This window comes from Anaerobacillus sp. QJM3NY_32, from assembly GCF_056173645.1.
Genome location: NZ_CM149684.1, coordinates 2,694,698 through 2,707,424, shown reverse-complemented (window position 1 = coordinate 2,707,424; position 12,727 = coordinate 2,694,698). Strand labels below are relative to the sequence as shown.

At 39.1% G+C, this 12,727-nt stretch carries 13 protein-coding genes; 10 read left to right on the top strand and 3 right to left on the bottom strand.

Annotated elements, in window-relative coordinates; translation table 11 throughout:
* Positions 1–48: 48 nt before the first annotated feature.
* Positions 49–420, bottom strand: a complete 372-nt coding sequence (locus AC0VYH_RS14215) for a rhodanese-like domain-containing protein (RefSeq protein WP_194222130.1) — start codon at positions 418–420, stop codon at positions 49–51.
* Positions 421–719: 299 nt separating this feature from the next.
* Between AC0VYH_RS14215 and AC0VYH_RS14210 the strand changes: the two genes are divergently transcribed.
* The 4 genes from AC0VYH_RS14210 (at position 720) to AC0VYH_RS14195 (ending at position 6,247) form a co-directional block, all read left to right on the top strand.
* Positions 720–1,550 carry a lipoate--protein ligase family protein gene (locus AC0VYH_RS14210; protein ID WP_194222129.1) on the top strand — a complete coding sequence of 277 codons (831 nt, stop codon included), beginning with the start codon at positions 720–722 and terminating at the stop codon, positions 1,548–1,550.
* Positions 1,551–1,954: 404 nt separating this feature from the next.
* Positions 1,955–4,519 (top strand): vitamin B12-dependent ribonucleotide reductase, encoded by a 2,565-nt coding sequence (locus AC0VYH_RS14205; protein WP_194222128.1) that lies wholly within the window; start codon positions 1,955–1,957, stop codon positions 4,517–4,519.
* 298 nt (positions 4,520–4,817) lie between these two features.
* A complete protein-coding gene (mntR, locus tag AC0VYH_RS14200) occupies positions 4,818–5,264 on the top strand; it encodes a transcriptional regulator MntR (protein WP_194222127.1) in 447 nt (148 codons plus the stop codon).
* 77 nt (positions 5,265–5,341) lie between these two features.
* Positions 5,342–6,247, top strand: coding sequence for a patatin-like phospholipase family protein (locus tag AC0VYH_RS14195; RefSeq protein WP_475372660.1), 906 nt, complete (start codon positions 5,342–5,344; stop codon positions 6,245–6,247).
* Positions 6,248–6,384: 137 nt separating this feature from the next.
* On the opposite strand, the gene AC0VYH_RS14190 is transcribed toward AC0VYH_RS14195, so the two are convergent.
* Both AC0VYH_RS14190 and AC0VYH_RS14185 read right to left on the bottom strand, forming a co-directional pair.
* A complete protein-coding gene (locus tag AC0VYH_RS14190; RefSeq protein ID WP_194222125.1) occupies positions 6,385–6,774 on the bottom strand; it encodes an SA1362 family protein in 390 nt (129 codons plus the stop codon).
* 22 nt (positions 6,775–6,796) lie between these two features.
* Positions 6,797–7,744: a DUF1385 domain-containing protein gene (locus tag AC0VYH_RS14185; RefSeq protein ID WP_475372659.1), complete on the bottom strand. Its 948-nt coding sequence runs from the start codon at positions 7,742–7,744 to the stop codon at positions 6,797–6,799.
* Between the two features lie 223 nt (positions 7,745–7,967).
* Here AC0VYH_RS14185 and AC0VYH_RS14180 point away from each other — a divergent pair, with 223 nt between their 5' ends.
* The 6 genes from AC0VYH_RS14180 to AC0VYH_RS14155 all read left to right on the top strand — a co-directional run bounded on the left by AC0VYH_RS14180 (position 7,968) and on the right by AC0VYH_RS14155 (position 12,726).
* Positions 7,968–8,498 (top strand): YqhR family membrane protein, encoded by a 531-nt coding sequence (locus tag AC0VYH_RS14180; RefSeq protein WP_475372658.1) that lies wholly within the window; start codon positions 7,968–7,970, stop codon positions 8,496–8,498.
* A gap of 80 nt (positions 8,499–8,578) precedes the next feature.
* The gene (aroQ, locus tag AC0VYH_RS14175) at positions 8,579–8,998 is read left to right on the top strand and encodes a type II 3-dehydroquinate dehydratase (RefSeq protein ID WP_194222122.1); all 420 of its coding nucleotides are present in this window, start codon (positions 8,579–8,581) and stop codon (positions 8,996–8,998) included.
* Between the two features lie 226 nt (positions 8,999–9,224).
* Positions 9,225–10,292: a M24 family metallopeptidase gene (locus AC0VYH_RS14170; protein ID WP_194222121.1), complete on the top strand. Its 1,068-nt coding sequence runs from the start codon at positions 9,225–9,227 to the stop codon at positions 10,290–10,292.
* Between the two features lie 19 nt (positions 10,293–10,311).
* Entirely contained in the window at positions 10,312–10,869 is a 558-nt protein-coding gene (gene efp, locus AC0VYH_RS14165; protein ID WP_194222120.1) for an elongation factor P, read from the top strand.
* 124 nt (positions 10,870–10,993) lie between these two features.
* Positions 10,994–11,716 (top strand): ABC transporter ATP-binding protein, encoded by a 723-nt coding sequence (locus AC0VYH_RS14160; RefSeq protein ID WP_194222119.1) that lies wholly within the window; start codon positions 10,994–10,996, stop codon positions 11,714–11,716.
* On the top strand, positions 11,713–12,726 hold the full coding sequence (locus tag AC0VYH_RS14155) for an ABC transporter permease (protein ID WP_475365466.1): 1,014 nt from the start codon (positions 11,713–11,715) through the stop codon (positions 12,724–12,726). Before AC0VYH_RS14160 ends, AC0VYH_RS14155 begins: the two co-directional genes overlap by 4 nt.
* Position 12,727 lies beyond the last annotated feature (1 nt).

Sequence of the window (12,727 nt, the reverse complement as noted above, 5' to 3'; positions counted from 1 at the left end):
GAGTTGCTGAATAGCAATCAAAAAAAGCAGCTGCAAAGGCAGCTGCTTTTATTTTTTCTTTACTTTGCCGCCCCATTTTTTGAAGCCGCCTTTTAATTGGTAAAGATCTTTAATCCCATGTTTTCTAAGAATGCTTGCAGCACGAGCTACAATAATTCCGTTGTAGTCGTACATATAAACTGGCTGATCTTTGCGGATTTCTTTAATTCGCATTTTTAGCTGACTAACAGGGATGTTTCTTGCCCCTAGAATATGGCCATTATCAAATTCGTTTGGTTCACGAACATCAATCAGTTGGGCTTTACGATAGCCGGCACGGAATTCTTCCTCCGTTAACGTTTTCAAATTCCTCTTTTGCATGTATCGAGTAATGACAACATACACAATGATCGCGACGAGTATTGCGATAATCCATTCCATAAACTTTGTTACACCCTTTCAAGTAAAATCGACAACTTTAAGTTTACACGTCTTTTCACCTTTCCGCAAAAGAAAAAAAGGAATAACTATAAAAAGAATAGGTAGTATTCAGTAATTAAATCAAATTTGTTCTAAATTAGTTGGGATAGAGGAGATTCGCCTATACTCGAAAGATCGAAAAACCAATAATGTTCAAGAAATAGCTAAAATAATTGAGAGTGTTCATTGGTCATCCATTTTCTCCTCTGCTAGAATAGGGAAGGTGTTAGAAAACTGACAGTGATAAAGGAGTTCCGAAAATGAAGCAATGGGCATTTATTGATTCGGGAGAACGTTCTCCAGCTTATAACATGGCACTTGATGAAGCATTATTGAAATGGCATAGTGATGGGACTATCCCCCCTGTTATTCGATTTTACGGGTGGAATCCCCCAACACTTTCAATTGGTTATTTCCAGCGTATCGAACGTGATATTAATATGGATGCTGTAGAAAAAAATGGTCTAGGGTTTGTGAGACGCCCTACTGGTGGAAGAGCTGTCCTTCATGATCAGGAAGTGACTTATAGCGTTATAGTCTCTGAAGATTATCCAGACATGCCCTCAACCGTAACAGAAGCGTACCGGGTTATTTCAGAAGGGTTATTGATTGGTTTCAGAAAACTTGGATTGAATGCTTATTTCGCTGTTCCTGAAACGGATGCAGAGAAAGAAGAGCTACGTGCACCAAGATCGGGTGTATGTTTTGACTCTCCATCCTATTATGAACTTGTTGTAGAAGGGCGAAAAGTCGCTGGGAGCGCTCAAACTCGTCAAAAAGGTGTCATTCTCCAGCATGGATCGATTCTTCTTGACATTGATGAGGACCAATTGTTTGATTGTTTCAAATTTAAAAATGAACGGATACGTGAGCGGATGCAGCGAGGTTTTAGAAAAAAGGCTGTAGCTATTAATGCACTCCGTGAAACTCCTGTATCGATATCAGAAGCGGTTAAAGCTTTTTATGATGGTTTTCAACAGGGACTTGATATTGAATTGGTTCCATATCAACTAACGGATGAACAAGAGTCCTTTGTTGTTCAACTAGCAGAGGAGAAATACGCTAGCAAGGAATGGAACTTTAGCAAATAAGCACCTTCGTTGGGTGCTTTTTCCTATTGACTTAACAAGAACAAATGTTCTAATCTTAATCATGGTCTGTTAACTGATTAACTTTTGTCTCCTATGTTAAAAAGGCAGAGTGTGGAAAAATGTGCAATAGACAAAATTCCTCTTTTTTCTCTATTCTTCTAATCTAATCTTTATTTATCGAGGAAAACCTTTCATTTTCACTGGATTTGAAAGTTGACAAATCGCTAAAGTATTCGCTCTTTTACTATATGTAGTATTGATTGAAGAATTCTGAACACTATATATGGTTAAAAATGATTGTCTGGTTCGTGTACATGTGCTACTATTAATCAAGACGATTTATCATAGCTACATACATCTAGAGATGCTCTTAAGTGTATAAATGTCGAAACGGAGGGGTTTATATGACAATACAAACCAATGAAAAAAGAAGATCTATTAACATTGAGCAGTTGAATAAGGATATTGAAATGTTTGCGCAGGTTCATCCGATTACAGAGGATATGCATCTAACTCACAAAGGTGTTAGTCGTCTTGTGATGCTTGACCGCTATGCATTTAAAGATACAGAGAAAAAGACATTACAAAAAGGTGATTTTGTTGTCTTAACGATTAAAGAAGATCCAAAATTTCCAGCAAGAGGTCTTGGGTATATTGAAGAATTCGATCTTCAATCTAAGAAAGCAACTGTAGCTGTTCATGAGGATTACGTTGGCGTCTTAGACACAGAAGAAGAAAGAGAATCAGGTATTATTGTCCGTTCGTTGGATGTCATAGAAAAGCCCTTGGAAGTATATTATGAGCAAATTGCTCGTCGTAATGCACGTGGTCTTGCTGATGTAGAGAAAACAGATGGGGAAAAGACATATTGGGAAGATCGTTTCTATAAAGAACTTTCATCAATGAACTTTGTTCCTGCAGGACGTGTGCTTTACGGAGCTGGAGCTGATACGGAAGTGACGTACTTTAACTGTTACGTTATGCCGTTTCCACAGGATTCAAGAGAAGGTATTTCTGAACACCGTAAACAAGTAATGGAGATTATGAGTCGAGGTGGTGGAGTAGGAACTAACGGATCTACACTTCGTCCTAGAAACACGCTTGCTAGGGGTGTGAATGGTAAATCATCAGGTTCGGTTTCATGGCTGGATGATATTGCAAAGCTGACGCATCTAGTGGAGCAAGGTGGCTCAAGACGTGGGGCCCAAATGATTATGCTCGCTGACTGGCATCCTGATATTATTGAATTTATCATTTCAAAAATGCAGAATCCACGCATTCTTCGTTTCCTTATGGAGAATACAAAGGATGAACAAATTAAGAAACTTGCAGAAGATAAGTTGAAATTCACACCGCTCTCAGAGTCGGAAAGATCTATGTACCAAAGTATCTTAAACTACCGTAGTATTCCCGGAACAGGTGGCTTTGAAGAAAAAGTGATGCAGGATGCGCAGGATAAGCTTGCAACGGGTGGAACGTATTCTGTCCACAATCCTGACTTCTTGACTGGTGCAAACATCTCGATTTGTTTAACTAAAGACTTTATGGACGCGGTTGAAAATGATTCTGAATATGAACTTCGATTCCCGGATGTAGAGAACTATACGAAAGAACAAATGGCACTTTATAATGAGAACTGGCATGAATCAGGGGATGTACGTGACTGGGAGAAGCAAGGCTTTCCAGTAAGAACTTATCGTAAGGTTCAGGCAAAAGAGCTGTGGGATTTAATTAATATTTGTGCTACTTACTCTGCAGAGCCAGGTATCTTCTTTATTGATAATGCAAATGAAAAAACAAACGCAACTTCTTACGGTCAAAAAGTTGTCGCTACTAACCCATGTGGTGAGCAACCGTTAGCACCTTACTCTGTATGTAACCTAGCAGCAGTGAACCTTGCTGAGATGGCTAATAAGGAGACAAAGACTGTTGATTTCGATAAGCTGAGAGAAACGGTTGAGGTTGGCGTACGCATGCAAGATAACGTTATTGATGCGACACCTTACTTCTTAGAAGAGAATGAGAAGCAAGCTCTTGGCGAACGTCGAGTAGGTCTAGGAGTAATGGGGCTACACGACCTTCTTATATACTGTGAAACAATATATGGATCAGAAGAAGGGAATAATTTAACAGATCAGATCTTTGAAACAATTGCTACAACAGCTTATCGTGCTTCAGTGGACCTTGCTAAAGAAAAGGGAAGCTTCCCTTTCCTTGAGGGTGAAACAGTTGCGGAGACAAATAGATTACGTGAAGCATTTGTTAACACAGGTTATATGCAACAAATGCCCAATGACCTACGCGACAGCATTATGGACTATGGTATACGTAATTCACATCTTCTAACAGTTGCGCCTACTGGTAGCACTGGCACGATGGTAGGGGTGTCTACCGGTCTTGAGCCTTACTTCTCTTTCTCTTATTACCGTAGTGGACGACTGGGTAAATTTATCGAAGTAAAAGCAGATATTCTTGCAGAGTACTTTGAAAGAAACCCAGAAGCTGATACAGAAAACCTTCCGGAATGGTTCGTTTCAGCAATGGAGCTCGCACCAGAAGATCATGCTGACACTCAGTGCGTTATTCAACGCTGGGTTGATAGCTCGATTTCAAAAACTGTTAATGCTCCAAAAGGGTATTCAGTGAAACAAGTGGAAGCAGTTTATGAGCGTCTATATAATGGAGGAGCCAAAGGCGGTACCGTTTATGTAGATGGTAGCCGTGATTCTCAGGTTCTAACTCTTAAAGCAGAAGAAAATTCATTTGAACAGCTTGAGTTTGAAGATGGCATGCAAGAAAAGAAGCAAGTAGTACTAGTTGACACGATTACAGATCTACGCTCTACAGACGTTACAATCGGGTCTGAAGTAGGTAATACGTGCCCTGTTTGTCGAAAGGGTCAGGTAAAGGAAATCGGTGGATGCAATACTTGTGATAATTGTGGTGCACAGCTGAAGTGCGGACTTTAATAGCTAACTGATGTAAGGGAAGGATAGACGGAAACGTTTATCCTTCATCTTTTTGTGCGTAGATTAGGGGCATTTTTTCGCAAGTGCTGTTGGGGGGTTCAAGTGACTTTGTATTTTATCCACTAATTTACAAAACCGATTAAATGAAATATGATATAATATCTGCTCTACATAAGAGTGTTAGAACTGAGTTAATGCAGTTAATAGAAGCTTATGGAACCTTTCCTTGTATCCGCCCATACTATGGTGTATGCTTTTATTAACTGGCTTAAATGGAATAAAAGATGGAGGGAATCCAATGGCCACTACTCCCAGTATGGAAGATTATATTGAACGTATTTATGCACTTATAGACGGAAAAGGGTATGCTCGCGTATCAGACATCGCGGAAGCATTAGAGGTACATCCCTCCTCGGTAACCAAAATGATTCAAAAATTAGATAAAGGTAAATATGTCGTATACGAAAAATATCGCGGCTTTATGCTTACTCCAAAAGGGAAAAAGCTAGGAAAGCGACTCGTTGATCGCCATGCTTTGCTTGAACAATTTCTAGGTGTTATCGGGGTTAACGAAGAGAATATATACGAAGATGTTGAGGGTATTGAACATCATCTAAGCTGGGACGCTATCGATCGCATTGGTGATCTTGTCCAGTACTTTGAAGAGACAAATGTACGAGTGGATGAACTTAGAGAAGTGCAACGTAAAAATGAAGAAGCACACGAGGAACAATCCGAAGTTTAATCGGGTTGTTTCTTTTTTTTGTACTAAATTCCCCCGTTAAAGCTTAGGCTTTAATAAGGTGGGAAGGAGGTTTGAGTGTGTACATTGATGGCGTCTTTTCAGGTGGCGGAGTTAAAGGGATAGCGCTAGTGGGAGCACTTCAAGCCGTTGAGAAAAAAGGCCTCGAATTTAAACGTACAGCGGGCACGAGTGCTGGGGCTATAATTGCATCTTTGATTATTTCAGGTTATAAAGGAAATGAATTAGAAAAGATCTTGCTCGATACGGATCTAACGACACTACTCGAAAAAAACTCAGGTTATACATTCCCGTTGATACGGTGGTTGATGTTGTACTGGAATCTTGGACTCTATTCTGGGAAGGACCTAGAATTATGGGTTGGGGAGTTATTAAAAAACAAAGGCATTGAAACATTCGGTGATTTACCCGAGGGATCACTAAAGATTATTGTATCCGATATATCGAAAGGGAGGCTTGTCGTTATACCTGATGACTTAGCACAGTACGGCTTCGTACCTGAGCGATTTTCTGTCGCGAAAGCTGTTAGGATGAGTGCGAGTTTACCATTTTTCTTTAAACCTCAACCGCTCTACTCCATTGATGGTAAAAAGCACTATATGGTAGATGGCGGGATTTTAAGTAACTTCCCTCTATGGATATTCCAACCTCCTGAAAATAAAAAGCCACAAAGACCTGTATTAGGCTTTCAATTGAGTGCAAACTTTAACCACATTCCGGAAAATAAAATTACAAATGCTGTTGATATGTATCAGGCATTATTTGAAACAATGAAGCAGGCTCATGATGCGCGATATATTGAAGAACAAAAAGCGAAGAACATTGTGTTTATACCTGTGGATCATGATTTGACGACAGCTTTTAAACTAGAGAGACAAAGTCAAAAGAAACTAATCTTGTTAGGAGAAGAGCGAACTTCTCAATTTCTCAATACGTGGAGAAAATTGCCTGACATTATTACATGAAAAGGTGGCTGATGAAATCAGCCACCTTTTCTAAATTTATGTTAGTTTAGTTACTTCCAAATAGAAAGAGCTTTCCATTCAAGACAATGACTTTTTATTAAGTAGCCCAATCTTATCGGTAAAACAAGTGAACCATGTTAAAAGAGAGCTCTGTTTTTCTTTTTTCCTTTACGTCCTTCGATTACGGTAAAAGGATTTTGTTTTCGATCCTCCTGTAAAGAGCGCTTTCTAGGAGAAAGACGTTTAGATGGAATGACACGAAGGTGAGGTGCATTTTTTCTTGGTGTAGCTTTTTTCTTTTTCATTTTGGTTGATTGTTTAGCGGCCTTTTGATAGGAAGTTGATTGTTGACCCATTCTTCTAGCCATTAACTTTCTGACAACGAAGATCATGATCGCAGCAATCGCAGCAGTGATAAGAAGTTGCATGAAAAGTCCTTGAGGGTCTGTGACCATTTTCCAAACAAAACCAATAGCTGCTAGGCCAATTAATAAATAAATTAGAGGTTGAACAACACGGCGCGACAAATGATTCACCTCCTGTTCATCTTTACACAACTTTTGTGCTTGAATCGTCTTCCTCTCGTTGTTTATCTCGAGAAAGTAGTTCATTAAATGAGTGGATTGCAACATCAACTTGTTTATCATCTGGGTTTTTGGTTGTTAGTAGCTGAACCCATAACCCAGGATAGCCAAGCACTTTTAATACAGGAACTTCTCTAACTTTATTCGTTAATTGGAGAACTTCGAATGAAACTCCAAGAACTACCGGAATTAATGCAACACGATAGAGTAACCTTACCCATAATGGATCAGTAGGAACAAGAAGATAAATAAATACCCCAATGAATACTGTGAAAAGGATGAAGCTACTTCCGCATCGATAATGAAGACGCGATTGCTTTTGAACATTCTCTATTGTAATAGGAAGTCCTGCTTCATAAGCGTTGATGACTTTATGTTCAGCGCCATGATATTGAAAGACTCTTTTTACAATTGGGGTTAACGAAATAAAATAAATATACCCAAGCAATAGAATGAGCTTAATGAAACCCTCAATCAAGTTCTGTACAACGTGCCCTGGAAATATAAACTCAAGTGAGGCTGCGGCTAAGGCGGGTAATATAGTGAAAATCGTTTTTACGAATGCAAACGAGATAACGCCTATGGCTGCTGCACCTAATAAAAGCGTTATTTTGGAAGGCTCTTCCTTACCTAACACTTCCTCATCTTCCGAAGGGTCCACATCATAGCGTTCACTTGAAAAATTCAAATGTTTAGTTCCATTGCCACTGGCGTCGATAATCGCAACAACACCACGTATGAATGGGATTTTCTTAAGCTTTGTTCGGATAGGCTTCGGCTGCTTCGGAACTTCTAAATAATCAATTGAATCATCCTTGCGCCGAATGGCGGTTACAGACGTATGTTTCCCTTGAAACATAACACCTTCAACAACCGCTTGCCCGCCATAAGCAGGCTTATTTGTATCTGACAATATCTCTCACCAACCTATTGTATGAAGTAGAATGTTTTGAAGCGATCAAACTCTAACAAATTGTACTTTATACCATTCTACAAGAAATAGGCAAAAACCTCTAGGTAATAGATTGTAATAATCATTTTCCCCAACACCGGCAATTTTAATCTTTTCAATAGACAATTCTTCTAATAAATAATTCCATCATCAACAGGGAATGCTTAAGGGGGAGGTGAGTGTTATGGATAAAGAGAAGCAGAAAGATGGTAAAGAGAATGAGCAACTTGAACAAAATAAGCAGGAGCAACCTTTATCTTTTACATCAAAAGTTATTACAATCGGGATTGCTGGAGGACTTTTTTGGGGTGTAATTGGTTATCTCACATACTTATTTAAATTTACTAAGGTACCACCCTCTCTCATTTTGTCACCATGGGCACTTGGCGAATGGAAAAATGAACAGCTAGGGCAGTGGATTGGAATTCTTGCCCTTGGGCTTGTATCCATACTTGTAGCTTTTTTGTACAAAGTAACGCTTGTGAAAATAAATAACATGCTTGCAGGACTTGCTTATGGGATTGTATTATGGATAATTGTATTTTATTTACTCAATCCAATGTTCATCGATCTGCCAACGATTACGAAACTTGATCGCAACACAGTCATTACTACGATATGCCTTTATCTTCTTTACGGCGTCTTTATCGGGTATTCGATTTCTTTTGAATATCATGAAAACCAGCAGAAGGGCGCTTCCTATTCAAATAAATGAAGCTATGGTAGAATGTTCATGGAACATTCTCTTTTTTTTCTATTTAATATAGAAGTCAGATCGTGATGAAGGAGACCGGGATGAAAACATTCTACGTAATAAATGGACCTAACTTAAATCGACTTGGCAAGCGTGAACCCGGCATCTATGGTAATGACACGTTAGAGACGCTTGAACAACGGTTAACACAATTTGCTAGTGAGAATGACGCTGCTGTTGTTTTTCGTCAATCAAACCATGAGGGAGATATCATTGACTGGATTCACGAAGCAGAAAGTGCTTCAGGTATCATTTTAAATCCTGGTGCTTTTACTCACTATAGTTACGCCATACGAGATGCTATCGCAAGTGTTCCTGTACCGGTTGTGGAAGTACACATCTCGAATGTACATAAGCGAGAACCTTTTCGCCATACATCTGTTATTTCACCAGTAACGGAAGGGCAAGTGGTAGGATTTGGTTTGAATGGGTACGAACTGGCATTGCGGTCATTTCTATAATTTTAGTTAGCTATGTTAGCTTATACTGTTGATTCTCGATTTTTGGCTCACTCGAGTGAAATCTTCATTTCACTTGCCTTTCAGCTCTATTGAAAGGTCGCTCTGTGACGATCAATCGCTTCGAGCAAATAAATTTGTTCAGACGGTTGGTCGTCACAGAGCGTATATGAGCCAATAATAAACAACGTTCATTAACATAGCCATCATTTTAAAGGGGGACGAAACAGTGGAACGTATTGAGAAACTACGTCAGTCATTTACAGAGTATGATATAGATGCGATGTTAATTACTTCAGCAAGCAATCGTAGATATATTTCCCAGTTTACAGGTAGCTCAGGTGTTGTTCTCATTACTGAGAAAGAAGCGAAGTTTGTAACAGATTTCCGCTATATGGATCAGGCACGAGAGCAAGCACAAGGGTTTGATATTGTGCAGCATAAAGGCCCGATTGTTGGAGAAGTAGCAAAGCTTGCGAATGAACTAGGAGTTAAAAAACTTGGCTTTGAAGAAACGCAGGTTACATATCAAGTTTTTAAAGCATATGAGAATAAAGTAGACGGTACACTTGTACCGATTAATGGTATTCTTGAGAAACATCGTATGATTAAAGATTCGAGTGAATTAAAGGTTCTTAAAGAAGCAACCGAAATAGCAGACGCTGCTTTCCAACATATTACATCATACATTCGTACGGGTCTAACTGAATTGGACGTTTCTAATGAACTAGAGTTTTTCATGAGAAAAAATGGCGCAACCTCGTCTTCATTTGATATTATAGTTGCGTCGGGTATACGTTCAGCTCTTCCGCACGGCGTCGCAAGTGATAAAATCATTGGAAAGAACGAACTGATAACACTTGATTTTGGTGCTTATTATAAAGGGTACTGTTCTGATATTACACGTACTGTGGCTGTTGGGGATCCTGGAGAAGAGCTTAAAGGTGTTTATCATACTGTCCTAGAAGCTCAATTAAAGGCGATGGAACAAATTAAGCCTGGAATGAGCGGGAAAGAAGCAGATGCTCTATCACGTGACTTAATTACTTCTAAAGGCTTTGGAGAATACTTTGGGCACTCACTAGGCCATGGGGTTGGTCTTGAAGTACATGAGGGACCTAGTCTTTCAACCAAATCTGATACAGTATTAGAGCCAGGTATGGTAGTAACCGTTGAACCAGGTATTTACCTATCTGGTAAAGGCGGAGTAAGAATTGAAGATGATACAGTAATTACTGAAACTGGCAATGAGACGTTATCTCATTCTACTAAGGAATTGCTGATCCTCGGCGAATAATGAAAGTGAGGGACTATTAATGATTTCTGTTAACGATTTAAAAACTGGACTTACAATTGAAGTGGATAATGGCATCTGGACGGTAATGGACTTCCAGCATGTGAAGCCTGGTAAGGGAGCAGCTTTCGTAAGAACGAAGCTACGTAACCTTCGTACTGGTGGAATTCAAGAGAAAACCTTCCGAGCAGGAGAAAAAGTAGCAAAAGCTCATATTGAAAATCGTAAAATGCAGTATCTTTATGCAAGTGCCGACATGCATACGTTTATGGATACTACTACTTATGAGCAAGTTGAACTTCCTGCAGAGCAAATTAGTTATGAACTTAAATTTCTAAAAGAAAACATGGAAATTTCAATTCGTACTTATGGTGAAGAAACGATCGGAGTTGAATTGCCGAATACGGTGGAACTCGTTGTTACTGAAACTGAGCCTGGTATTAAAGGGGACACAGCTTCCGGTGGAACTAAGCCTGCAACTGTTGAAACAGGTTTAACTGTTCAAGTGCCTTTCTTCGTTAACCAGGGAGATGTTTTAATTATCGATACTTCTAAAGGGGAGTATGTATCAAGAGGATAAACATTTTTAAACCGCTCTGTTTGAGCGGTTTTTTTTAAAAATAAAAATGAGTGATTACTCACTTTACAACAAAGCGATGGATGGTATAATAAAGTGAGTAATCACTCATTTTAGGAGGGATCATATGCAAAAAGATGCTATCCAAGCAAGTGTTACAAAACGATTTGGCACGACTACGATCTTAGATAATATTAGCATTTCACTTAAGGAAGGTGAGATCTTCGGTCTGCTAGGACCATCAGGATCTGGAAAAACGACATTTGTCAAACTGCTCTGTGGTATTGAAGAGGCTTCAGAAGGAAAGGTAACAGTATTAGGTGAACGAATGCCTGATTTAAAGATAATGAAGCGGATCGGCTATATGGCACAAGCGGATGCTTTGTATGGTGAACTATCCGCTTATGAGAATTTAGAATTCTTTGCAACGCTTAGCGGTGTGAGTCGTCGTGATCGAAAAGATCGTATCTTATCTGCTATGAGGCTAGTAGATTTAGAAAAAGAACTTCAGAAAAGAGTGGAAGACTTCTCAGGAGGAATGAAGCGTCGCTTATCACTTGCTATCGCTTTATTGCACGACCCTGAAGTTCTGTTGCTTGATGAACCGACTGTTGGCATAGATCCGTCCTTGCGACAAAAGATATGGGATACGTTTGAAAATCTGAGACAAAAGGGCGTGCTTATTCTCGTTACGACTCATGTAATGGATGAAGCTGATAGATGTTCAAGGCTTGGGATGATTCGAGATGGTCGGTTGATTGCTGTTGGAACCCCAGAAGAATTGAAAAAGCAAACAGATTCGACGACAATTGAGCAAGCTTTTCTTTCATATGGGGGTGTTAAGGAATGAGAATTACAGCCGTTGTAAAACGTATATTGAGGCAGTTCATTCATGATAAGCGAACGATGGGCCTAATGATTGTGGCACCAATTATCATTTTAACCATGTTATCGCTAGTGTTTAACGGGGAAGACCTGGAGTTGAAAGTGGGCACACTAAATATACCTGAGCAACTCGTCGAAAGAATAGAAGAGCATGCTATTGTTAAAAAAGTTACGTCAAAAGATACCATTGAGTCACTACTGAAAGAAGATTATGATGCAGTCATTGACTTCAGCAATGGGGAAAAGAAACTACATCTAGAGGGCAGTGATCCCTCCATTAATCAAGCAGTAATTAATCTTGTTAGAAGTAATTCTATGGTAAACAACGAAGAAGTGGATTTAGATGTATCTTATCTTTTTGGCTCGAGTGACATGACTTCATTTGATCACTTTGGTCCTGTACTAGTTGGTTTCTTTATTTTCTTTTTTGTGTTTTTAATTGCTGGAGTTTCTTTCTTGAGAGAGAGAACCCAGGGGACGCTCGAACGAGTTTTAGCTAGTCCTATTAAAAGGTGGGAACTTGTAATTGGATACGTGATCGGCTTTGGATTATTTACTATGTTTCAATCAGCGATCATTGCCCTATATAGTATTTATGTGATTGATTTAAAAATGGAAGGCGCTTTCTTTTATGTACTACTTATAACACTCATGCTAGCATTAAGTGCCCTAACTTTAGGAACTTTACTTTCATCATTTGCAAAGAATGAATTACAAATGATTCAGTTTATACCACTTGTTGTTGTACCGCAACTCTTTTTTTCTGGGTTATTTAATCTTGATACGATTTCAAATTATTTAAGCTGGATTGGTCCGTTAACTCCTTTGTATTATGGAGCTGAAGCTCTTAGAAATGTTATGATTAAAGGACAGGGAATAACAGAAATATGGATTGATTTACTTATTTTATTTGGATTCTCAATCGCTTTTATGATTTTAAATATATACGCACTAAAAAAACACCGACGCATTTAGA

What these genes read in the sequence shown, in the direction of transcription:
- efp (WP_194222120.1), top strand. Translation starts at nt 10,312, where the DNA reads ATGATTTCTGTTAACGATTTAAAAACTGGACTTACAATTGAAGTGGAT.
- AC0VYH_RS14155 (WP_475365466.1), top strand. Translation starts at nt 11,713, where the DNA reads ATGAGAATTACAGCCGTTGTAAAACGTATATTGAGGCAGTTCATTCAT.
- mntR (WP_194222127.1), top strand. Translation starts at nt 4,818, where the DNA reads ATGGCCACTACTCCCAGTATGGAAGATTATATTGAACGTATTTATGCA.
- AC0VYH_RS14215 (WP_194222130.1), bottom strand. Translation starts at nt 420, where the DNA reads ATGGAATGGATTATCGCAATACTCGTCGCGATCATTGTGTATGTTGTC.
- aroQ (WP_194222122.1), top strand. Translation starts at nt 8,579, where the DNA reads ATGAAAACATTCTACGTAATAAATGGACCTAACTTAAATCGACTTGGC.
- AC0VYH_RS14160 (WP_194222119.1), top strand. Translation starts at nt 10,994, where the DNA reads ATGCAAAAAGATGCTATCCAAGCAAGTGTTACAAAACGATTTGGCACG.
- AC0VYH_RS14210 (WP_194222129.1), top strand. Translation starts at nt 720, where the DNA reads ATGAAGCAATGGGCATTTATTGATTCGGGAGAACGTTCTCCAGCTTAT.
- AC0VYH_RS14205 (WP_194222128.1), top strand. Translation starts at nt 1,955, where the DNA reads ATGACAATACAAACCAATGAAAAAAGAAGATCTATTAACATTGAGCAG.
- AC0VYH_RS14180 (WP_475372658.1), top strand. Translation starts at nt 7,968, where the DNA reads ATGGATAAAGAGAAGCAGAAAGATGGTAAAGAGAATGAGCAACTTGAA.